Here is a 23,649-nt window from a genome sequence, read left to right on the forward strand (position 1 = left end):
TCCTGCCTTGCTGTCGCTTCCACGCCTTCCTCATTGCAGCCGCCGCGCTGCGCCATTCTGGCGCATGAATACGTATGTAAATTGTCCCGGCCGGTTGTTCCGCCGGACCGGAAAATGCGACAAATGCAGCCTGAATTCCGATGGCTCCGGCCATCGCCCGATCTGTCGTAGCCGACCCTGGCTGTGACGGCATCGAACGGATGATTTCCAGAGACTGGGTGAGGTTGCGCCGCAGCGGTATTCGCGGCGACGGCACCCGGTTTTCAGTGCCTGGCTTGGCCACGCGGTAAGGACCTGCATTTACCATGACGAATTCTGTCGAGCACGCGCTCGATTCGCGGATTTCCCCGCAATATGCCGATGCCTGGGGCCAACCCCGCGCCGTCGCGGCGACGACATTGTCAGCGCTGGCTCGCGCGCTGGCCTCCGTTTCGGCTGGCGATGAACACAGCGTGCGCGTGCATCGCATCAGCAGTGGTCCGGTTGAGCTGCAGCTACCGGCAGGATTTGATCGCTGGCGCTTGCAACTGGACCCAGCCGCGATTGCAGCGGGCGATGTCGCGATCGACGTGGCAGAACAACAGGGGCTTATCCGTGCCGGCCGCTTGTCATTGCCCATTCCGCTCGGCTATCACCAGCTGACCGTGAATGGCCCTGCCGGCGCGCAAACCATTCGCCTGATCGGCGTGCCGGATCAATGCTTTCTGCCCGCGTCGGTGGCTGCCGGTGAGCGCTGCTGGGGATTGGCGCTGCAGCTCTATACCTTGCGCTCAGCGCGCAACTGGGGCATCGGTGATTTTTCGGATTTGCTGACCCTGATTGGTCGTGCCGGGGCGTACGGCGTTGATGTCATCGGCCTAAATCCGCTGCATGCGCTGTATCCTGCCAATGCTCTGCACATCAGTCCTTATAGCCCGAGTCATCGGGAGTTTCTGAACTGGCTCTATATCGATGTCGAAGCCATTCCGGAACTGGCTACTTGCACCGCGGCGCAGGCGCTGATCAATCACGACAGCTTTGCCCAAGCCAAAGCCGCCGCACGCGCCACCGACAGCGTGGATTACGCTGCCGTTGCCGCGTTGAAACGGCCGGTGCTGGAAGCCTTGTTTCACTATTTCATCACCGCAGCCGTGCCGGCCCGTCAGCAGGCGTTTGCCGATTATGTGAGGCAGGCCGGTGCCGATTTACAACGCCATGCCCTGTTCGATGCCGTGCAGGAACATTTGCTGAAAACCTGCCAGCAGATCTTGCCGTGGCAGCAATGGCCTGCCGAATACCAGGACCCTGCAGGTCCCGTTGCCCAGCAATTTGCCGCCACCAATGCTGGAAGTCTGCAGTTTTTCTGCTGGTTGCAGTGGCTGGCGGAAGCGCAGCTGGATGCTGTGCAGGTCGAATGTCGCCGGCTTGGCATGCGCATCGGCTTGTATCGTGATTTGGCCGTTGGTGCTGACCGTGGTGGCAGCGAGATCTGGAGTTCGCCGGATTTGTTCTGTCAGGACATTTCGGTCGGTGCACCGCCCGATGCCGTGGCCGTGCAGGGGCAGAACTGGGGCTTGCCGCCGCTGCACCCGGATGCGCTGCGCAATGACGGCTATCGGCGTTTTGCCGCGATGTTGCGTGCCAACATGCGGCACTGCGGCGCGCTGCGGATTGACCATGTCATGGCCCTGTTCCGGCTGTGGTGGATTCCGCCGGGTGGCAGCGGCACGGATGGCGCTTATGTCCATTATCGACTGGCGGACATGGCCGGCATCGTCGCGCTGGAAAGTCAGCGCCAGCGCTGCATGATTATCGGAGAAGATCTCGGTACCGTACCGGAGGAAATTCGCCAGCTGATGGCCGAAAACCAGATGCTGTCCTATCGCATCCTGATGTTCGAACAACATCCGGATCGGTTGAAGTCACCGGCGGAATATCCGCAGCATGCCTTGGCTTCCATCAGCACCCATGACATGCCGACCTTGCCCGGTTTCTGGGAATGCGAAGACATCAAACTGCGGGAGCGGCTCGGTCTGTATGATTCGCCAGAGCAGGTTCGGCATCAGTACGAGCAACGCCACAGCGACAAGCAAAAGTTGCTGAAAGCGCTGGCGGAGCAGGGTTTTTATCCGGCGCAAGCCGAACCACCGGCGTTTGATGAGCCACTGCAGCGCGCTGCCCATATCTATCTGGCGCGCAGCAAGGCCGCCATCATGATGTGTCAGCCGGAAGACTGGATCGGCGAGCGTCATCAGGTGAATCTGCCGGGCACTAGCGATGAGCATGCCAATTGGCAGCGCAAGTTGGCGGTGCCGATCGAGCAGCTGTTCGAACGGCCGATGCTGCGTGAGTTGTGCCTGGCCATCAGTGCGGCACGGCGGAGCTGATAAAGGCCTGCATTGTTCTTTTTCGAGTTGTTCTGTTTCGCGTTGTCCTGCACCAATGCAGCTGAGATGCTGAACCAGAAAAAAAAGACCCCGGCAGTGGCCGGGGTCTTTTGCTTTGGGCGGTCCGTTTTTGCGGACCCAGATTTCGTCTCAGACGCTGGCTGCCGCCGCAGCAGTTTTGTCCGCTGCATTTTTCGGCTGCCAGAGCTCCTGAATTTGCTCGAGCGAACGGCCTTTGGTTTCCGGCACATAGTAGTAGACAAAGACGGCCGCCAGCACACTCATGCCGCCATACACGTAATACGCAAAGCCGTGATGGAACACGTCATTCAATGCGGTGCTACCGTCCAGCAGCTTGAACGACCACGACACGATCAGGTTGGCAATCCACTGCACTGCCACAGCCAGACTCATGGCCCGGCCTTTGATGGCATTCGGGAACATCTCGGCCAGCATGACCCAGACGATAGGGCCCCACGACAAGGCAAAACCGGCGATGTAAACAATCACCATGATGAGCGACAGCCAGCCCAGCTGATTGGCATGGAACAGCGCGCCGAGTGCCAGCATCGAAATTGCCATGATGCCGGCGCCGAGGATCAGCAGCGGCTTGCGGCCCCAGCGATCAACGGTAAACATCGCGACCAGCGTAAACACGGCATTGGCGACGCCGATGATGACGGTTTGCCACAGCGCGGCATTGGCTGACGCGCCCATGTTCTGGAACATCTGCGGTGCGTAGTACAGCACGGCGTTGATACCGACGGTTTGCTGGAAGATGGACAGCATTAGGCCCACCAGCACAACGGTGCCGCCGAACGCGAACAACTTTCCGGACTGCACGGTCAGGCTGTTGCCGATCTCCTTGATGACAACGCTGGCTTCAGCGTCACTGGTCAGGCGGCGCAAAACGGCGTGGGCTTCGGCGTCACGGTTTTTCATCACCAGCCAGCGCGGGCTTTCCGGGACAAAGAACAAAAGCACAAAAAACAGGGCGGATGGAATGGCTTCCGAGGCAAACATCCAGCGCCAGCCGGTGCTGTGCAGATAGGCTTCATCACCTTGCGCGGCAATCAGCCAGTTGACGAAATACACCAGCACAATACCGCCGACAATGGCGAGCTGCTGATAGGTGACCATGCGGCCGCGTTCCGCGGGTGGCGAAATTTCAGCGATATAAAGCGGTGACAGCATCGACGCGATGCCGATGCCGACGCCGCCAATGATGCGGAACAGGTTGAATGCCCACAGGGCATCCGGGCCGGCGCTGGTAAACAGGCCGAGCGCGAGTTCCGGCCAGGCCGAACCTACCGAGCTGATCAAAAACGCCAACGCCGCCAGCATCAATCCACGTCGCCGACCAAACCGATCGCCGATCCAGCCGGCCACCAAGCCACCGAGCACACAACCCCACAGTGCGCTGGCGATGGTGAAGCCGGACAGGCTCAGGCGCGCCGTTTCATCGAGCTGGCGCGGGTTGATGAAATTGGCATCGATGGCGCTGATCGCGCCGGAAATGACTGCTGTGTCATAACCAAACAGCAGACCGCCCAGTGTGGCGATCAGCGTCAGGCTCATGACCAGCGACTTGTTGTGAGTGGACATCAGTTCCCTCCGTTTTGCATAACGGTTATTGAGTGGTGTTTTTAACAGTTCTATTTGCGCTGTCCAGCTCTTGCCGATTTGCTTGTGTTGGCGCAATGGTAATGGATCGGTTGCCGTGTCCGTTGTTGATGGTTGCTTGGCTTTTCATTGGCGTATGGCTACGCAGCCTGCTCACCTTCAGCGAATGTCAGCGAATGTCAGCGAAAAACACGCCATACCCCGGCAACTGCAGATGACCGTTGTCCAGCTTGCCGGCCAGCAAACCGTGTTCGGTCCGGGCAGTCACGTTGCCGAGTGCCGGCAACGGCAGGTCGACCGCGTTGTCGCAAAGATTGAACGCGACCAGCATGCGGCGTCCGTCGTGTTCACGCAAGAACGCCAGCACCGGCTCCGGGGTATCAATAAACCGGATACTGCCCCATTTCAGGCAAGGCTGTTGCTGACGCCAGCGCATGAAGCGGCGAAAACCATTCAGTGGCGAGTTGGCATCGGATTCCTGATGCGACACTGCCAGTTGCAAATGTTCAGGCGGCACCGGCAACCAGGCTTTGCCGCTGCTGAAACCGGCGTCGGTCCGATCCTGCCAGGGCATCGGCGTGCGACAGCCATCGCGGCCTTTGAAATTGGGCCAGAAGGCGATGCCGTAGGGATCTTGCAGCGCCTCAAATGGCAGTGTTGCTTCCGGCAGCGCCAATTCTTCACCTTGGTACACGCAGACTGAACCGCGCAGCGAACAGACCAGCGCCGTCAGTTGATTGGCAAGATGGGCTGGCGGGTGGGCGCCGCCCCACCGGCTGATCACGCGCTCGACATCGTGATTGGAGATGGACCAGCAGGGCCAGCCTTCGGTCAATTTCGCCTCCAGGTTCTCGACCGTTTCGCGAATGTACTGGGCGGTAAAGTCGTGGGTCAGCAATTCAAAGCTGTAGCCCATGTGCAGGCGACCGGGCAGGGTGTATTCGGCCATGGTCGCCAGCGAATCTTCAGATGAGATTTCCCCCATGCCGACCACGCCGGGATACTGATCCAGCAGCGCCCGCAGCTGCTCCAGAAACGCCAGATTTTCCGGCTGGGTGTTGTTGTAGTAGTGATACTGGAATGCGTACGGATTGTCCGGACTGAAACCGCGACCGGTTCGCAGCGCTTTCGGTTTGGCCGGATTGTTGCGCAGCTTGGCGTCGTGATAGCAAAAGTTGATTGCATCGAGCCGGAAGCCATCGACGCCGCGATCGAGCCAGAACTTGACGTTGGCCAGTGCTGCGGCCCGCACCTCGGGATTGTGGAAATTCAGATCCGGTTGCGCTGACAGAAAATTGTGCAGGTAATACTGGCCACGGCGTGCTTCCCAGCGCCAGGCAATGCCGCCAAAAATCGACAGCCAGTTATTCGGTGGCGAGCCGTCTTCATTGGCGTCGGCCCAGACGTACCAGTCAGCTTTGGGATTGTCACGGCTCTCGCGGCTTTCCTTGAACCAGTCATGCTCGGCCGAGGTGTGGCTGAGCACCTGATCGATCATCACTTTGAGACCGAGCTGGTGTGCCTTGGCGAGCAAGCGATCGAAATCCGCCAGCGAGCCGAACATGGGATCGACGGCTCGGTAATCGGCAATGTCGTAGCCAAAATCCGCCATTGGGGATTTGAAAAAGGGCGAGATCCACAGGCAGTCGACACCGAGGCTGGCGACGTAATCGAGCCGCTCAATGATGCCGGGCAAATCGCCAATGCCATCGCCATTGGTATCAAGAAAGCTGCGCGGATAAATCTGGTAGGTGACAGCGCCGCGCCACCAAGGGGCCTTGCTCATTGCCGATCCCGTTGTGCTTCGTGCTTTGACGGCAACCGTCGATGCACTGTTTTGGTGATCCGCAGCTTAAGCTGAGAGTGCGGTCAAACTGGCTGTTGCGCATACGTATTCATGGCGGCAAGCCCACGAGCAGGCCGCTGGCCCGGGTTAGGGTTGCGCTCAGTGAACGTGCGCAACGAACGATTCCGGTATCAGCGTGACGAGAAGGCGGGGTGCAGCAAATTCGCTGTTTTTTCTCGGAAACGGCGCGGATTGCCGGGTGAGCTCGAGCATTGTCATGACGGTTTATGTTGGCGGCGTCCGATGCGCAGTGTGGGCACCGGACGCTGCCAGAACAGTCAGGTCTGACCTTTGGCGGATGGGGCGACCGTTGCCGAGACCATGGTCCGGGCTTACCGTTTTGGTGCACATGGCTGTACCGGTGGCAGGTGCAGTCAAGAGGCAGGTCATAAGGAAATTTGCGGCCATGCGAGCCGCTCGTGTGTCGTTGCTGGCGAATGCTTGGCGGTAGTTGATTTCGGTGCTGACAGAGCCTGCACAAGCATGGACATTGTCTGCGGATCGCCGGCTTTGCTGTGATCGAATTTATTTACGTGGTGCTTCCGCATGGTGTTAAAAAATTCCGGTTGTTGTCGCCGGGTCCTCGCCGGTTTGCTTCTGCTCACGCTGAGCAGGAACGGCGTCGCTGTGGGGGCTGATCGGCAACAATCCCTTGCTGATGACGTGCCGGCCACGACGGCCGATCCGGCAGGTTTCTTTCCGGATGAAAACCACTTTTTTGACACGATAGCGATTCCCGTGTCGGGCCATCAGCAGGCGCAGTATGTGCTCGGCGACAATCTCGCCGGCTATTACGAGGGCTATACCCATGCGTTCCGGCGCGGGGTTGGCTACCAAATGCAGGACCGCACGCTGTTTCACGGCCACGCGTCGTTCGTCAACGGCGTCTTGCTGGACCGGACGCGTGACGCGGAACGCGATGTCGTGCTGCCATTCGGTCATCGTGCCGAATACGCGGGCACTACGGAATCCCTGTTGCTGCATCGCAAGCAGCATGCGCTGTCATTGCGAATCACCCGTTCTGCGCCGGCATTGCTGGGGTGCATGCCGTTATGGGATTTGTCGGGTGCCGACTATGTGCTGGAGCAACAGGATGAGGTCCTGCTGTTGCTGCCAAAACATCAGCCGGATGGCGCACTGGCAAGCTCAGGCATGAATGCCATTCCGACGGTGATCGCACTGTCCGCGTCATCACCGTTTCGGGTCGAACCGGATTGGAAGGCATCGACCTCAACGCGACAGATCCTGTCGCTGGATCAGGCGTCGCTGGCACCTCGAATGGTCAGCACCGAGCCGGTCACGCAATTCACTGTGCATGTCGCTTTCGGCTTCAGCCGGGAGGAGGCCGTGCAAAAAGCGCGGGCGCTGGCGCAAGCGGATTCCTGGCGCGCCGAGCTGGGGTCGGTGTATCGGGATTTGACGCGCAGTCAATTGTGGACCTCTGACGCCGAATACAACCGCGCACTGGTGTGGGCCAAAGCCAGCGCCAGTGCCTTCGTGGTCGAGCAGTTTGGTCATGGCATCTGGGCCGGTCTGCCTTGGTTTCGCGACAATTGGGGCCGCGATACGTTTATCGCCTTGCCGGGCACCCTGCTGGTGGCGGGTCGCTTTGATGAAGCCAAGGCGGTGCTGGACAATTTTGCCCGGTTGCAGTTGCGCGGCGATCTGAGCGAACCGAATTACGGCCGCATTCCGAACCGGGTTGCGGCCGGTCAGCCAGCGATTTACAACACGGTTGACGGCACACCCTGGTTGATTCGCGAAGCGCTGGAATACGCCCGCTACAGTGGCGATGAAGCGTTTGCCGAAACCATGCTGCCGCTGATCCGCGACTATGTGAAAGGCGTGGAGGCGCACTGGCTCGATGGCAACGGCTTGCTGCAGCATGACGATGCCGATACTTGGATGGATGCCCGCATTGCCAATCAGCAGGCCTGGTCGCCGCGCGGCAACCGTGCGGTAGAAATTCAGGCGCTGTGGTTTACCGCGCTGGAAGCGGGCGCAACGCTGGCACGGCGGGCCGGCTTGGCGGACGAAGCCGCGCGCTACGCTGCCATGGCGGCGCGCGTGCAACAGCAGTTTCCGCGGTTGTTTTGGGACGGCGAGCGCATGGCCGATCGCGTACGGCCGGATGACAGTCGTGATCTGAGCTTGCGCCCGAATCAGTTGTTGCTGGTGTCCATTCCGGATTCTGCGTTCATTCCTGAACCGATGCAGGCGCGCGTGATCCGAAACGCGGTATCCGGCCTGCTGTATCCCTACGGCATTGCCTCGCTCGACCCGCAGCATGCCAATTTCCATCCGCGCCATGAAAATCCGGCGTTTCATCACAAGGACGCGGCCTACCACAACGGCACGATTTGGGGCTGGAATGCAGGGTTTACGGTGACGGCGCTGAACAAATTTGGCTATCAGGATCTCGCCTGGCAACTGAGCCGGAATTTGACCGATCAGATTCTGTACCTTGGCACGCGCGGCAGCATGAGCGAGTTGCTCGATGCCGTGCCCGATGCCGCCGGCAAGCTGCACCCTTCCGGCACCTATGCCCAGTCCTGGAGCGTTGCTGAATTTGCTCGCAATGGTTATCAGGACTACCTCGGTTTTCGACCGGACTTGCTGAACGGTGTGCTGGCGTTTGTGCCTGCACTGCCGACGTCGTGGCAATCGCTTGCGGCGCGCTTGCCGTTTGGTCGCGACGAGTCGGTAACCGTGCGGGTGGAACAATCCGCAGCCGATCAGCGTTGGCGGTTTTATCCTGCGGCAAAATCGGACCGCCTGCTGCGTCTGGATTTACTGGCGACGGACCGTAGCCGGCAACGCGTCGAGTTCAGCTTGACAGGCCAGCCGCGGCAACTCGATTGGGATGGCAAGATCGCAAGCCTTGATGGTGAGCCGGTGATGACGACGCCGATCATGGCCAGTCAGGCCGACATTCTGGGGGAACTGAAAATGGCAACGCCGCGCGGCTATGAGCCAAAACAGTTTCCCGTACTGCGCGGCAAAGATGTCTTGCAACAGCTTATTCTCAAAGGAAAACAACCATGAAGCAGATCAGCGGGTCCGGTTGGCGGTCAGCAAAACCACGGCCGTTTGTGGCGGTGTTTTGCACGGTATTGATCCGCGGGTTGTTGATGACGGCATTTCCTGCGACGGCGCTGGCGGACTGGCAAGCGCTGGCGATGACGGACAAGCCGGTGGCAACGGCAGATGGTTTGATGTTGCCGGACGGTGATGCGGCGCTGACCATCACCGTGATCAACGATGCCGTGATCCGGGTACGTTATACCGACAAGCGCAAGCTGGCACTCGACCGGTCTTTTGCCGTGCTTCCCCAGAAGCCTTATCAGGGCAAACTGTCAGTGGATGTTGGCAGCAACACCTCGACGGTGCGGACACCGGCACTGCGAGTGGTGGTTCAGCACCAACCGCTGCGACTGGAATTTTTTGACCGCGACGGTCGCTCGCTGGATCAAGACGACGCTGAGCAGGGCATGGCGCGTTCGGCTGAGGTTTTCAGGGTCGCCAAACGGCTGCGCGACGACGAGCAAGTCTACGGCTTTGGTGAAAAGACCGGACGCTTGAACAAGCGTGGCATGGGGCTCGGTGGCTACCACTACACGATGTGGAACAGCGACACCTACGGCTATGACATGTCAATTGATCCGCTCTACGTTTCGGTGCCGTTTTATCTGGTGCTGCGCGAGGGGCGGGCGCACGGCATTTTTCTCGACAACAGTTTTCGCAGCAGCTTCGATGTCGGGCGCGACAGCCGGAACCGGCTGAGTTTCGGTGCCGAAGGCGGTGAGCTCAATTACTATTTCATTCACGGCCCGCATCCGAAAGACGTGGTGGCGCGGTACACCGAGCTGACCGGCCGCATGCCGATGCCGCCGCGCTGGGCGCTGGGCTTTCACCAATCGCGCTGGAGTTATTACCCGGAAGCGCGGGTCCGGTTGTTGGCGGATACCTTTCGCAGCAAGCGCATTCCGGCCGATACCTTGTGGCTGGATATCGATTATCTCGATGGCTTCAAACCGTTTGCCTGGAATCGTGAGTATTTTCCCGACCCGGCCGGGATGATTCGCGATCTGCGTCAGCAGGGATTTCGGGTCGTCACGATCGTCGATGCGCATCCCAAAAAGGAAGTGGGCTACCGGCCCTACGATGAAGGTATAGCCGGCAATCATTTCGTCAAAAATCCGGATGGCAGCGTGTTTGAAGGCCCGGTCTGGCCCGCCAATGCCAAGAAAAATCCCGGCAACAGTGTCTTTCCCGATTTCACCCGCGCGGCGACGCGAGCCTGGTGGGGTGGTCTGCATCAGGAATTGCTTGAGCAAGGTGTCGCCGGCATCTGGAATGACATGAATGAGCCGGCCGTGTGGATTCCGCCGTCGAATACCATGCCACTGAATGTTCGTCATGAAAACGACGGCGCTCCGACCGATCAACGCGAGATCCATAACGTCTATGGCCTGTTGCATACCCGCGCGACCTTCGAAGGATTGCAGCGGCTACGCCCGGAGCTGCGGCCCTTTGTTTTGACGCGGGCGAGCTTTGCCGGTGGCCAGCGCTATGCCGCCGTGTGGCCGGGGGACAACACCGCCGACTGGTCATCACTGCGGCAGTCGCTGCCGATGTTAATGGGCATGGGCCTGTCCGGATTCTCGTTTGTCGGGACCGATATTGGTGGCTTTGCCGGTTATCCGTCGCCTGAGCTCTTCACCCGCTGGTTGCAGGCAGCGGTATTCGCGCCGTTTATGCGCGCCCACACCGAGCAGGCCACACCGGATCAGGAGCCGTGGTCCTTTGGTGCCCAGCACGAGGCGATCAATCGTCGCGCGATCGAGCTGCGTTATGAATTGCTGCCGCAGATTTACAAGGTGATGGAAGAGGCGAGTCGCACCGGCGTGCCGGCGCTGAGGCCGTTGTTTCTGGAGTTTCCCACTGACCCGCAAACCTGGTCGCGCGATGATCAATTTCTGTTCGGTGCGGATCTGCTGGTGGCGCCGGTCATTGTGGAAGGCGTGAGCCAACGCGATATTTATCTGCCAGCCGGTGACTGGTTTGATTACTGGACCGGAGCGCTGCAGCGCGGCGGGCAGACGATACGGGTTCCGGTCAGTCTGAGTTCCTTGCCGATTTATGTCCGCGCCGGTGCGTTTGTGTTTCACCAGCCCGTTGTCCAGCACACTGGGGAAATGGCTGGCCTGCCGTTGCAAGTGGATATCTACCCGGCCAGTGACTCGCACGGCGAATGGTACGAAGACGATGGCGAGAGTCTGGCCTACCAACGCGGCGAGCAGTCGCGACGCACGTTCCGGCAACAACGTGACCGCCATGCAACGACGTTGACCATCAGTGCAAGCGAGGGCCGCTATCGGCCTGCTGCCCGTCAGCTGGACTTGCTGTTGGTTGGCGAGCATGCCGGCAAGCGCGTACTCGTAAACGGCAAGCTGTTAGCGCAGCAGGCGCCGAACGCACCTGCGAGTGTCGGGCCTCACTGGACGCAAACGGAACGCGGTCTGTTGATACGGCTTGCCGATGACGCCAAGGCCATGCAGATATCAATTCAACATTGAATGGGGAAGGGCTGATGCGCAAATGGCGAGCGGTTTTGCAGCATTCGCTGCTGTTGGTTGTGCTGTCAGTGTTGAGCGGGCTGACAACAGCAGCTGATAAAGTGCCGACTGTAACCGCCGGTACCATCGAGCGATTGCCGGCATTCCCTTCGCAGTATGTCACCGCGCGTAATGTCGATGTCTGGCTGCCGCCGGGTTACCCCAATGCCGCTCCGTATGCCGTGTTGTACATGCACGATGGCCAGATGTTGTTTGATGGCGCCATCACCTGGAACCGGCAGGAATGGCAAGTCGATGAAATCGGATCGGCGCTGATTCAGAGCGGCAAGACTCGGCCGTTCATCGTGGTCGGCATCTGGAATGCGGGCGCCGCTCGCGCGAGTGAGTATTTTCCGCAGCGGGCATTTGAACGACTGACCGCAGCACAGCAGCAGGAACTTCATTCGTTCTATGCCGATGCCACCGGTGGCAACAAACGCTTTCCGGTGCCGATGTCGGCTGACCGCTATCTGAAGTTTCTGGTCAGCGAGTTGAAGCCCGCCATCGATGCCCGCTACGCCAGCAGCCGCGACCGCAAGGACACCATGCTGATGGGCTCCAGCATGGGCGGTCTCATCTCGCTGTATGCGTTGGCGGAATACCCGGCGGTGTTCGGCGCGGCAGGCTGCCTGTCCACGCATTGGCCCGGCACCTTGCCGGACAGCGCCGACAATCCCGTGCCCGCCGCCATCTTTGACTATCTGCGCGAACGGCTGCCAGCGGCAGGCTCGCATCGGCTGTACTTTGATCACGGCACCGAAACGCTGGATGCCAGCTATGCCGCGCGCCAGCAGGTGGTTGATAGCATCCTGCGGCAGAAAGGCTATTCCGATGCCAACTGGCGCAGCCTGACGTTTCCGGGAGCCGAGCATAACGAGCAGGCCTGGAGTGCCCGGCTGGTCATCCCGCTGAGCTTTCTGCTCGGCACCGAGCGGTCTTCGGATGCCGGGCCAAAAGCCGATTGAACCGACCTGAAAATGTGCGGCAATCGCACCATTGATGTCGAGGGTTCGTGCTGCCCAGTCTGAGCGTCGTTAAGCGTCCTATAGCTGCGCCCCGATCAGGCTCCGCAACCCGACAAATCCACGCATTTGAGTCGCCCCAATTTGGGGCGACATGCATTTCCGACCCCTTGTATCGTTTGCACCAAGCCATCGGCTCGTCACAAATTGGCTGTCGGAACACATCCCCAGTGTGCCGCCAAGTGACTGATTTCGATATCAATAGTCGCGGTGCTGCAGTAGCACAAATGCTTACGTCCTGAACTGGAATGGTGCAGGCCAAACCAGTGGCTTGCACTGAATACGTATTCACCTTCGTCAACTGCGCGTGCAGTACGGATACCATCGGTCAGCGCTTCGGAACAGACATGTTGCCGGTGCGTCAAGCCCAAACGAACGCAGACTGTGGATGGGCTAACCAAATAAATGAAAATAAATCGAGGGGTGTGGGAGATGGTGCAATTCAAGCGAAGCATATTGAGCTTGGCCCTGGCGTCTGCGTTGCAGACCGTCTCGGCGGGTGCTCATGCGCAAGATGCCGATCCGCAGGCAACGGCGGAACAATCGGCGGACGGCAAAGGCAAAAAAGCGGACGACGCCGTACGGGTCGAGGTAACGGGTATCCGTGGCGGCATCGAGAAGGCGCTCGATACCAAGCGTGAATCCGATGTCATCGTTGATGTCGTTGACGCGGGTGCACTGAGCTCGCTGCCGGATCAATCGATCACTGACGCGCTCGCTCGTATCCCCGGTGTCACAACCATGCGGGACTCTGGCCAGTCTGCCCAGCTAAACATTCGCGGCATGAACGGCGACTTCATCCAGACCACTCTGAATGGTCGTGAACAAGCCACCACCAGCGCCTACACCGAAAGCAGCCGCTGGATGTCGTTCGACCAATACCCGGCCGAGCTGATTACCCAAGGCGCGGTGTACAAATCGCCGAAAGCCTCCCACATCGAAGGCGGTGTCGCTGCCACGGTTGAGCTGAAAACCGCCAACCCACTTAAAGCGCAAAAAGACCACAACTTCAACGCCAGCGTCCGCAAGTCGTACAACGATGCGGCAGGTGATGTCGGTTCCGACGAAAATGGCGAACGGTTCAGCGTCTCCTATCTGGGCAAGTTTCTCGATGACAAACTCGGCGTTGGTGTGGGTTACGCCCATTTGAAGCAGCCAAACAACTTCGAGGGGTCGCGTGCCGGTGCTGATAGCCAGATTGGCTACGGTGGACCTAATAACCGTTACGACTTTGACGGTGACGGCACCGATGAATACTACGCTCGCGCGTTCCAATGGCAGGCTGGTACCGGCAACGATGAGCGTGATGGCTATCTGGCAACGGTTGTTTTCCAGCCGAATGATTCACTCAAAGCCTCAGTGGACTACTTCAAGTCCAAGTTTGAATCAGAAGATTTTCGCCATGGCATCACCGTTAGTGGTTTGGCCCGCCCAGACAACTACTCGCTGACTTCGCCGGTTATCAACAATGGCATCCTGACCGGTGGCACGGTTTCACTGACAGATCCTCGGACTCGTGGTGATGACAGCAGCCCGTGGTTTGAGTCGCGCACGGAAGATCAGTCTACTCAGGCAGATTCCGAAGCCTATGGCTTCAATGTCGAGTGGAGCGTCAACGACCAGATCACGTTAAATTTTGACATCTCCCACAGTGACGCGGTCAAAACGCGCAAGGATCGTTTGGCTTCACTGCATGCCTACGAATTTGGCACCGCAACTGGGATGTTGGATGGAAATAGTGTGACCGGCCCAACTTGGCAAGAGCTGAGCGGTCAGAGCATGACGTTTGTGGGCAACGGCGACGGTACTCCAACCGCAGCGTTTAACACGGATTACACCGATCTCTCCTACATGCGTTTGTCACGCTACGAGGAATATCCGCACAAATACAGCGATGAAATCGATAGCTATAAGGTCGACTTCAAGATGGAGTTGGATTGGCAGTTCGTGTCATCCATTGAGGCGGGGGCTCGGTATTCTGACCGGATGTTTGATTCCCGTCGTGGCACCTTCCTTTTCGGCAGCCGTCAAGGGCAGTTTAATTACGTCGACGGCAACGGTGACTGGCAATCTTACTGTGAAGATAACCTGAGCAACCCTTTTGTGGCCTGCGCACCGCAGTCGGTTGATGGCTTCGTGACAGTAGGCTCGGTTGCCGGCGTACCGGATCATTTGGTTGTTGATCTAGATGGCATTGCCAATAGCATTTTTGGTGCTGGCAATTACACGGGTCGTCAGGTGTTCAGTCGTGATTGGACTTTCGTTGAGTCCGGCGGTCTGCAAGAAAAGACGAAAGCCTATTATCTGCTGGCCAATATCAATGCCGAGATAGGCGATACCCCTGTATCCGGTAATGTTGGTGTCCGGGTGGTCCAGACGGATGTCAAGGCCAGCGGCGTGCAAAACGTCGGTTCGGCTAATGGTGTCCCAATCACCGATGACGCGGGCGTCACTCAGTCAAATTATGCGTATGTTAAATATGGTCCTGAATATACCGACGTTCTGCCGTCATTGAACCTGAATTTTGAGCTCACTGAAAGTGATGTGCTCCGGTTCGCGGCAGCGGAAGTCATGGGGCGGCCGCCAGCTGGGAAATTGAAGGGCGGTGCCGGTTCTTGGAATAGCGGCAACAGCGGTGAAATTTACAACGTTTGGACCAAGGGGTCGCCGTATCTGGATCCGTTCCGTGCAACCCAGTATGACTTGTCCTACGAGCACTATTTTGAGGATGGCGGCGCGGTTACTGCTGCGGTGTTCTATAAGGACATTGAAAGCCTGGTACAAAAGAACTTCTATCCGGAAAACCCTCTCTCTCCGGATGGTAATGCCGCATTGTTCGCATCGCTGGGGTTGGAAGTTCCAGAAGGTCAGATTGCCGGTGCATATGAAACCTATCGCAATAGCGATAAAGGTGGCTACATTCGTGGCTATGAGTTGGCTGCTACCAACACGTTCAGCAGCTTGCCGGGCGTATTCTCCGGCTTGGGCGTGACTGCGAGCTACTCGTATACTGAAAGTGAAGCGGAAATTGACGGTGGCGGGCTATTCGCCGGGCAGAAATTGCCGATTCCTGGTCTGTCGAAGGATGTTTGGAGTGCGACGGTGTTCTGGGATATTGGTGGTTTCAGCGCGCATGTTAACGCTCGCTATCGTGGTGATTATATTTTCGACATGACGATTCCGGGCAGCTCTACTCCTGCCAAGGGTAAGGAGTACACCACTATCGATGCACAAGCATCCTATGCGTTCGATAATGGCGTCAGTGTTGTCTTGCAGGGAACCAACCTGACTGATGAGGAAAGCCTGGCTTCCTATGGTCTGGACAATGCTCTCGGTGAGTACAAGACATTCGGTCGCACCTATTTCCTGGGACTGAACTACAAGTACTAATCGGTAGTGAATGTAATTCCGGCTGAATCAGCTGGAGCAGAACGTAAAACCGCCCGCCGAGCATCGCTTTGCGGGCGGTTTTTCATTTCTGGCAAAGTGTGGTAATTAATCGGTCTGAACACGGGCGCAAGTTGGCGTCCGGCTACGTGCAGAAAATTTGAGAAAGCAGATGAACAATCAGAAAAAACGTATCGTGATCCTTGGTGGCGGAACGGCCGGCTGGATTGCCGCCAACCTGATGGCGACGCATTGGCAGGAGCAAAATATTGAAATCACCTTGGTCGAGTCGCCTGATATCGGCATCATCGGTGTGGGTGAGGGCTCGACGCCGCCGCTGAAAGGCTTCATGGAAACCATCGGCGTGACAGAGTCCGAGTGGATGCCGGAGTGTCAGGCTACTTACAAGGTCGGCATTACTTTCCGCAACTGGTCAACCAAGCCCGGCTTTACCCAGTATGTTCATCCTTTCCTGTCGCAGCCGGATCACTTCACCGTGCCGGCGTTTTTTCACAACAGCTTTCTGCGTCGCAAGGGGGTGGACCTGGATGGCCATCCGGACCACTTCTTTCTGGCGACTCATTTGATTGAAAAGAGTCTCGCGCCAATTACACCGGCCAACTTTCCGTTTGAAATCAATTACGGCTACCACTTTGATTCGGCGTTGCTCGGCAAGTTTTTGGCGAAGGTGGCGGCAAAGAAAGGGGTCAAGTACCAGCAAGCCACCGTCACCAGCGTGGTATTGGATGAGGCAGGTAACATCGATTATTTGAAAACCGATGCCGACCAAGTCATCAAGGCTGACTTTTATGTCGATTCAAGCGGATTTCGCAGTCAGTTGCTGCAACAAGCCTTGAAAGTACCGTTCATCAGCAGCGCACAGTCCTTGTTCAATGATGCTGCCGTGGTGTTTCCGACCGAAACCGGTGACCGTATCGAGCCGCAAACGGTTTCGACGGCGCTGAAGTATGGCTGGGCCTGGAAGATTCCACTACGGCATCGGGTGGGCAATGGTTATGTCTACAGTTCGAGCTTCTGTGACAAGGACAAGGCCGAGGCGGAGTTTCGCGAGCATCTGGGTTTGACCGGCGCCGACATTGAAGCCCGGCACTTGAAGTTCAAAATTGGCCGGGCCGAGAAACAGTGGCACAAGAACTGTCTGGCTGTGGGCTTGTCGCAGGGGTTTATCGAGCCGCTTGAAGCGACGGCTCTGGATATGGTGCAAGAAACCGTGGTTCGCTTTATTGAAGCGTACAACAAAGGTGGCTTCACCAATCAGTACGAAGACGAGTTCAATACCCGCATCAATGGCCGGTTCGACGCGGTGCGCGACTATATCGTCTGTCACTACCGCATTACTTCGCGCACCGACACTGATTATTGGCTGGAGTGCGGTCGCAACGAGAAAATTTCCAACTCGTTGCGCTCGATACTGACCTCCTGGGTGTCCGGGCAGAACATTACCGACGAACTGGAACGGCAGAAACTGGATGCCTATTTCCCGAATGTGTCATGGAATTGTTTGCTGGCCGGCAAGGGCGTGTATCCCAACAAGGAGCAACTGCGTCCGGGCAATGAATTGGCGCATCGCTACAAGCTGGCTGATATTCGACGGTATATCGAAGGCTGCGGCTTGAATTTCCGGCCGCATCGCGAATTGCTGGGGCTCGCGGGATAAGCACCGGCGAAGCATGGTGTAGTGGTGGTGTTGAAAATGAACCGGGGCACATGTTGCCCCGGTTTTTTTTCGTTCAGTCGAGCACAGCTTGAATGGGTGACGTGACGGTCGCTGGTGTTTCAACCGGTGCGGAACGCCGAACCAAGCGCGCCGTCACCATCGGCACGCTCAGCATCGTGCTGGCGACGGCCATCAGTAGCAGGGCGGTAAACGTCTCGCTGCTGATGATGTGGCGGTCGAGCAGGATGTTGGCAAAGATGATCATGATCAGCGCCTTGGTTTGCAGCAGCCAACCAATGATCGAGGCGTCGCCTTTTTGCCAGCCGAGCAGGCGGCCGGCGGCATGTAAACCAAGCAGTTTGCCAAACACGCAAGCGGCCAACAGCAAGGCGGCCGCACCGAATACCGACCAGCCGCCCATCGCCCAGTTGGTGCGCAGGCCGGTGCTGAGAAAGAACACCGGCATCACGACCAGCAGGACGTGGTGACGCAGCTGATCCATGCGTTCCTGATTGAACCAGCGGTTGTCGAGCACGGCGCCGGACAAAAACGCACCCACCATGTAGTGCAGGCCGGCCCAGTCTGCGGCAAAGCCACAGCCGGCGAGCCAAATCAGCCCGACATACCAGCGGTCCGGCTCCGGCAATTTCGGCAGGGCTTTGCGCACGGCGAGCGTGGCGATGGCAAAGCCAACAAAGAAGCTGGCTTGCCGGCCGAGCCGCTGCCAATCCATCAGGATCACGGCGAGCACCGCCCAGATGGCAATGTCGTCCAGACTGGCGTAGCGCAGGATGCGCTGGCCGAGCGGCTGGCGCAGGATGGCGAGTTTTTCCATAAACAGGATCAGAATGGGCAGCGCCGTCACCGCGCAGGCCATGCCCACGCCGGCGATGAACTGCCAATGTGAGCCGTTGTCACCCAGCCAGGCACTGTCGTGGCCGAGCAGAACCGCTGCGGCCAGCGCGCCGAGCAGCAAGGGTGTCCCGAGCGCGAGACCGGCGGTGATGGCGCTTTCGCGGCGGTTGGCCCAGACCGCATGCAGGTCGAGTTCAATACCGGCAATCCAGACGAACATCATCACGGCCCAGGCCGCGATGCCACTGAGCGCGCCAACAACAGGCGGATTGAAAACAAACTGGCAGTACTCGGGAAAGGCTGCACCGAGCAGGCCGGGGCCCATGACGATGCCGGTCAGGATCTGTACCACGACCAAGGGCGCGTAATATTCGGTGCGGCCGAGTCGCCAAATCAGATACGGCAGCGCCAGGATCAGGGTCATGGCTATCAGCAGGGTTTCGATCATGCTCATTGGGTGTCACCGGATTTCGTTGTTATTTTGAATTCAGGTTTTACTTTCAGGCGCTGAGTTCGGCATCAGTTACAAACACCAACGACGGGCATCCATCTGTGCTGGTAAGCCCGCAGCAAACGCGTCAATGTAGCGACGATTCGCAAATGGTGCAGCAGGCCCGTTCTGAATACGAATGCAGCACACTGTCCGCACCAGTGTGAGGCGTCCTACTATCGGAGCCCACCCTAGCGCACCGGTTCGGTGGGCGACAACGATAACAACCAGGCCCGGCACCGACCGGGCCATTCTCGGGAGAAGACGATGACGGCCAAGCCGACCCTGTCGTTCTGGCAGATCTGGAATATGTGTTTCGGCTTCCTTGGCATCCAGTTCGGCTTCGCCCTGCAGAACGCCAATGTCAGTCGCATTTTCCAGACGCTGGGTGCGGATCTGGCTGACATCCCGGCGCTGTGGATTGCCGCGCCGTTGACTGGCCTCATTGTGCAGCCAATTGTTGGCTATTTTTCTGACCGGACCTGGACTCGACTCGGTCGGCGCCGGCCCTATTTTCTGTACGGTGCGCTGATCACCACGGCGGCCTTGCTGTTCATGCCGAACTCACCGTCGCTGTGGATTGCCGCCGGCCTGCTCTGGATCATGGATGCTTCCATCAATGTCTCGATGGAACCGTTCCGCGCGTTTGTCGGTGACCAATTGCCGCCCGCGCAACGCTCCAGCGGCTACGCCATGCAAAGTTTCTTCATCGGTGTTGGCGCTGTGGTGGCCAGCCTGTTGCCGTGGGCACTGGCCAAGCTCGGCGTTGCCAATACCGCCGAGCCAGGAATGATCCCCGATACCGTGCGTTACGCCTTCTATGCTGGCGGTGCGGTGTTGCTGGCAGCAGTCGGCTGGACGGTGTTCAGCACCCGCGAGTATCCGCCGGAGCAATTGGCGGCGTTTGACGATGCCAAGCCGGTGCAAATGCGGCCGCTCGATTCGGGCAAGGCGCAGCGCAGCGGTTTGCTCTGGTTACTGATTGGCTGCGCGGCGGCGGCGGCGATTTATCTGCTCGCGCTCGACAAGCAACTGTATCTGCTCGCTGCTGGCCTGGCGTTTTACGGTTTGCTGCTGCTCAGCTTGTGCCGCAACACTGAGCCGTCGATGCTGCGCACCATCATGAGCGATCTGCATGACATGCCGGAGGCGATGCGACAGTTGGCGGTGGTGCAATTTTTTTCCTGGTTTGCCCTGTTTGCTATGTGGATCTACACCACCTCGGCAGTGACTCAGGTGCATTTCGGCAGCAGTGATACTGCATCGGTCGCCTACAACGACGGCGCCAACTGGGTCGGGGTGCTGTTCGCCGCCTACAACGGCTTTGCCGCGCTGGCGGCGCTGGTGATTCCGTTCATGGTGCGCGCCATCGGCTTGCGCCTGAGCCATCTGGTCAATGTCTGGCTCGGCGGTGCGGCGCTGCTGTCGTTCTCGTTGATTCGCGATCCGGACTGGCTGTTGTTGGCCATGGTCGGCGTCGGTTTTGCCTGGGCGTCCATTCTGTCGCTGCCGTATGCCTTGCTGTCGAACAGTTTGCCCGCCAAGAAAATGGGCATTTACATGGGCATCTTCAATTTCTTCATTGTGATCCCGCAGTTGCTCGCAGCCAGCGTGCTCGGTTTCCTGCTGAAGCTGTTCTTTGCTGGCCAGCCGATTTATGCGCTGGTGATCGGCGGCGTCAGTTTGCTGGTGGCGGGCCTGTGCGTGCTGCGCGTGCGCGAACCAGGCCTGCAGGCCAGTTTTACCCCAGTGCCGGCTGAGCATTGATCTGCCGGTGTTTCATGACAGCCGTTTGCTACAGGTGCTTCAGTCTTTTCGGCGCTTCCAGTTTTCATTTCTGCTCGTCATTGCTGAATTTCACTACAACAACCAGCCGTTGCCAGACAACGAGTGTGGGGAACAACATGCGTTATAAGATTGCCGCGTTAGCGGTTTCAGCCATCCTGATGTCGGCTTGTGCTCAGGATGCCACACCGCCTGCTGATGAGTTTTACGGCACCACCGAACCGTTCGCCAGCGAAGCCATTTACTTCGTCATGACCGATCGGTTCGTCAATGGTGACAGTGCCAATGACCAACGTGAGCAGGGTGGCGCGCTGCAAACCTTCGATCGGCCGGTGCCTGGCGCGCCGGACGGCGAGAGCGACAACATCGGTTATCTCGGTGGCGATTTCAAAGGGCTGCTGGATAACGTTGATTACATTCGCGACATGGGCTTTTCCGCGATCTGGATCACGCCGATCGTCGACAATCCGGACGCCGTGTTCACGGGTGGCAAACCGGTCAACTGGGGCAGTTTCTGGACCGATCAGGGCAAGACCGGCTATCACGGTTATTGGGGCGTCAATTTTTACCGGCTTGACGAACACCTGCCGAGTCCAGGGCTGGATTTTGCTGCCTTGACTCAGGCCTTGCACGGCAAAAACATGAAGCTCGTGCTCGATATTGTCGGCAATCACGGTTCACCGTCTTACACCATGCCGGTGGCGCAGCCGGAGTTCGGCAAGATTTTCGCCGCCGATGGCACGCTGCTGGCCGATCACCAGAATCTGCCGCCAGAGCAACTCGACCCGGAACACAATCCGCTGCACCGCTTTTATCACACGCAACGCGGCGTGGCAGAACTGTCCGATCTGAATGACGAAAATCCGGCGGTACTGGATTATCTGGACGGCGCTTACAGCCAATGGGCCGAGCAGGGGGCTGATGCCTTTCGTATCGATACCATCGGCTGGATGCCGGATGCTTTCTGGAAAAAGTTTGCCGATCGCATTCGGGCGAAACGACCCGGTTTTTTCATGTTCGGCGAAGATTTTCGCTGGGATGCCAAGGACATTGCCGGTCACACCCAACCGGAGAACGGCGGCATCAGCGTGCTGGATTTTCCGTTGAAAGCCGGTTTGGCCAAAGTGTTTGAGCACGCAGGCAGTGACTACGCCGAGCTGGCATCGGCGTTGTATTTGCAAGGTGGCCCGTATCGCAACCCGTATGAGCTGGTGACGTTTTATGACAACCACGATATGGCGCGCCTGAATGCCAGTGACGATGGCTTTATCGATGCCAATAACTGGCTGTTTACCGCGCGCGGCATTCCCGCCATTTATTACGGCTCGGAAACCGGTTTTATGCGTGGCCGCGCCGAGCACGCCGGTAACCGCAATTATTTTGGTCAGGACCGCATCAACGCTGCGCCGAGCCATCCCATTTATCAGCATCTGCGCCGCATTGCCCGCGTTCGCGCCGAATCACCGGCGCTGCAAAAAGGCTTGCAACTGAATCTGGAATTGAAGGGCGACCGGGCGGCGTTTTATCGCGTCTATCAACACGGCGGGCAAGCGCAAACGGCGCTGGTTTTGCTGAACAAGGGCGACAGCCCGAGCGAGTTTGTGATCAGCGATTGGCTGCAGTCGGGCACATGGCGGGCAGCGTTTGATGCGCCGGCGGTAAGCGTTGCCGAAGGTGGCAGCCTGAAAGCGGTGGTGCCGGCACACGGCGTCCAGATCTATTTTCTGGATACGGCGGTAACACGCGCGGATTTGAAAGCGCAGCTGGCCGCGTTGATGGTCAAGCCCTGAGCGCGTTGCGGTGCTGACAGAAACGGGTTGATTGCTGGCGCGGCCGCTGAAGCAAGCGGTGCAGAAACCACCACCGCCACCGCAACCGCCGCTTACTTGCCGGCGCCGCAGGAGCGGCGCACCACCAGCTGGGCCGGGATTTTCTGACTGCTGACCGGCTGTTTGTGAATCTGCTTGACCAGACTTTCCACCAGCAATTCGCCAGCGCGCTTGGTGTCTTGCAGCACCGTGGTCAGCGGCGGATTGGTGAAGCTGGCGAGCGGGGTGTCGTCAAAGCCGGCCACCGCGACATCTTCCGGAACTCGATAGCCGTTGTCGGCCAATGCGCGCATGGCACCGATGGCGATCAGATCGCTGGCGCCGAACAGGGCATCGAACGGCACCTTGCGTTCCAGCAACTCACACATCGCCTCGTAGCCGGCGCGTTCTGTGGTGATGGCGTTGATCTGCAGTTCCGGTTGCACGGTCAGCCCGGCTGCTTGCAGCGCTTCGGTATAGCCGTGATAGCGATCGAAAAATTCCGGGCAACCGGCATCGGCGCCGCCGATGAAGGCAATCTTGCGCCGGCCTTGTTTGATCAGGTGCGCGGTGCAATCGCGGCCACCCTGAACGTTGTCACAACCAATCGAAACGCCCGGTTGTTGTTCCCGCACCGCGCCCCAGAGCACGAAGCGGGTGCCTTGCTCCATCAGCTTTTCCAGCTTGCTGTGGTAATCCATGTAGTCGCCATAGCCGAGCAGGATCAAGCCATCCGCGCGATTGCTGTCTTCGTAATCGGCATGCCAGTCGTCGGACAGTTGCTGGAAAGACACCAGCAGATCGTAATTGCGCAGCGCACAGGCGCGCGTGATCGAACCCAGCATGGACAGAAAAAACGGATTGATATGGGAGTCGTCCGGGGTTGGATCTTCAAATAGCAGCAGGGCCAGCGTGCCTGATTGCTGGGAACGCAGACTGGAAGCGTTCTTGTCGACTTTGTAATTCAGCTGCCGGGCGATATCGAGAATGCGCTTGCGGGTTTCCTCACTGACCAGCGGGCTGCCGCGCAGGGCGCGCGACACCGTCGGTTGGGAAACGCCGGCCATATAGGCAATGTCGAATGAGGTCGCTTTTGGTTTGATGCCCAAGACTGCTGCTCCGGTTTTGCTGCCGTAATATAACAACAATCCGGTAGGGCATAACCAGCCAT

Annotated in this window: 12 protein-coding genes; 8 read left to right on the forward strand and 4 right to left on the reverse strand. The window is 58.5% G+C overall.

Going from position 1 to position 23,649, the window contains the following annotated elements; all coding sequences use genetic code 11:
• Positions 1-305: 305 nt before the first annotated feature.
• Entirely contained in the window at positions 306-2,366 is a 2,061-nt protein-coding gene (gene malQ, locus HPT27_RS10725; protein ID WP_172242922.1) for a 4-alpha-glucanotransferase, read from the forward strand.
• Between the two features lie 150 nt (positions 2,367-2,516).
• On the opposite strand, the gene xylE is transcribed toward malQ, so the two are convergent.
• Both xylE and HPT27_RS10735 read right to left on the reverse strand, forming a co-directional pair.
• Complete coding sequence (gene xylE, locus HPT27_RS10730; RefSeq protein ID WP_172242925.1) at positions 2,517-3,971, reverse strand: D-xylose transporter XylE; 1,455 nt, start codon at positions 3,969-3,971, stop codon at positions 2,517-2,519.
• Positions 3,972-4,158: 187 nt separating this feature from the next.
• Positions 4,159-5,775, reverse strand: coding sequence for an alpha-glucosidase family protein (locus tag HPT27_RS10735; protein ID WP_172242928.1), 1,617 nt, complete (start codon positions 5,773-5,775; stop codon positions 4,159-4,161).
• Positions 5,776-6,462: 687 nt separating this feature from the next.
• Here HPT27_RS10735 and HPT27_RS10740 point away from each other — a divergent pair.
• From HPT27_RS10740 to HPT27_RS10760, 5 genes are all read left to right on the forward strand, one after another.
• Positions 6,463-8,880 (forward strand): amylo-alpha-1,6-glucosidase, encoded by a 2,418-nt coding sequence (locus HPT27_RS10740; RefSeq protein ID WP_172242931.1) that lies wholly within the window; start codon positions 6,463-6,465, stop codon positions 8,878-8,880.
• Positions 8,877-11,414, forward strand: coding sequence for a glycoside hydrolase family 31 protein (locus tag HPT27_RS10745; protein ID WP_172242934.1), 2,538 nt, complete (start codon positions 8,877-8,879; stop codon positions 11,412-11,414). The genes HPT27_RS10740 and HPT27_RS10745 overlap by 4 nt, the downstream gene beginning before the upstream one ends.
• A gap of 14 nt (positions 11,415-11,428) precedes the next feature.
• Positions 11,429-12,418 (forward strand): alpha/beta hydrolase, encoded by a 990-nt coding sequence (locus HPT27_RS10750; protein WP_172242937.1) that lies wholly within the window; start codon positions 11,429-11,431, stop codon positions 12,416-12,418.
• Positions 12,419-12,907: 489 nt separating this feature from the next.
• A complete protein-coding gene (locus HPT27_RS10755) occupies positions 12,908-15,865 on the forward strand; it encodes a TonB-dependent receptor (protein WP_172242940.1) in 2,958 nt (985 codons plus the stop codon).
• 169 nt (positions 15,866-16,034) lie between these two features.
• Positions 16,035-17,540, forward strand: a complete 1,506-nt coding sequence (locus HPT27_RS10760) for a tryptophan halogenase family protein (RefSeq protein ID WP_172242943.1) — start codon at positions 16,035-16,037, stop codon at positions 17,538-17,540.
• A 73-nt stretch (positions 17,541-17,613) separates the two neighbouring features.
• Here HPT27_RS10760 and HPT27_RS10765 read toward each other — a convergent pair whose 3' ends face one another.
• Entirely contained in the window at positions 17,614-18,849 is a 1,236-nt protein-coding gene (locus HPT27_RS10765) for a cation:proton antiporter (protein WP_172242946.1), read from the reverse strand.
• 303 nt (positions 18,850-19,152) lie between these two features.
• Here HPT27_RS10765 and HPT27_RS10770 point away from each other — a divergent pair, with 303 nt between their 5' ends.
• Both HPT27_RS10770 and HPT27_RS10775 read left to right on the forward strand, forming a co-directional pair.
• Positions 19,153-20,652 (forward strand): MFS transporter, encoded by a 1,500-nt coding sequence (locus tag HPT27_RS10770; protein WP_172242949.1) that lies wholly within the window; start codon positions 19,153-19,155, stop codon positions 20,650-20,652.
• 137 nt (positions 20,653-20,789) lie between these two features.
• The gene (locus HPT27_RS10775; protein WP_172242952.1) at positions 20,790-22,460 is read left to right on the forward strand and encodes an alpha-amylase family glycosyl hydrolase; all 1,671 of its coding nucleotides are present in this window, start codon (positions 20,790-20,792) and stop codon (positions 22,458-22,460) included.
• Between the two features lie 92 nt (positions 22,461-22,552).
• Here the strand turns inward: HPT27_RS10775 and HPT27_RS10780 are convergent, their stop codons facing one another.
• The gene (locus HPT27_RS10780; RefSeq protein ID WP_211197931.1) at positions 22,553-23,587 is read right to left on the reverse strand and encodes a LacI family DNA-binding transcriptional regulator; all 1,035 of its coding nucleotides are present in this window, start codon (positions 23,585-23,587) and stop codon (positions 22,553-22,555) included.
• Positions 23,588-23,649 lie beyond the last annotated feature (62 nt).

The sequence above is a fragment of the Permianibacter fluminis genome, assembly GCF_013179735.1.
GTDB classification, from domain to species: Bacteria; Pseudomonadota; Gammaproteobacteria; order Enterobacterales; family Permianibacteraceae; genus Permianibacter; species Permianibacter fluminis.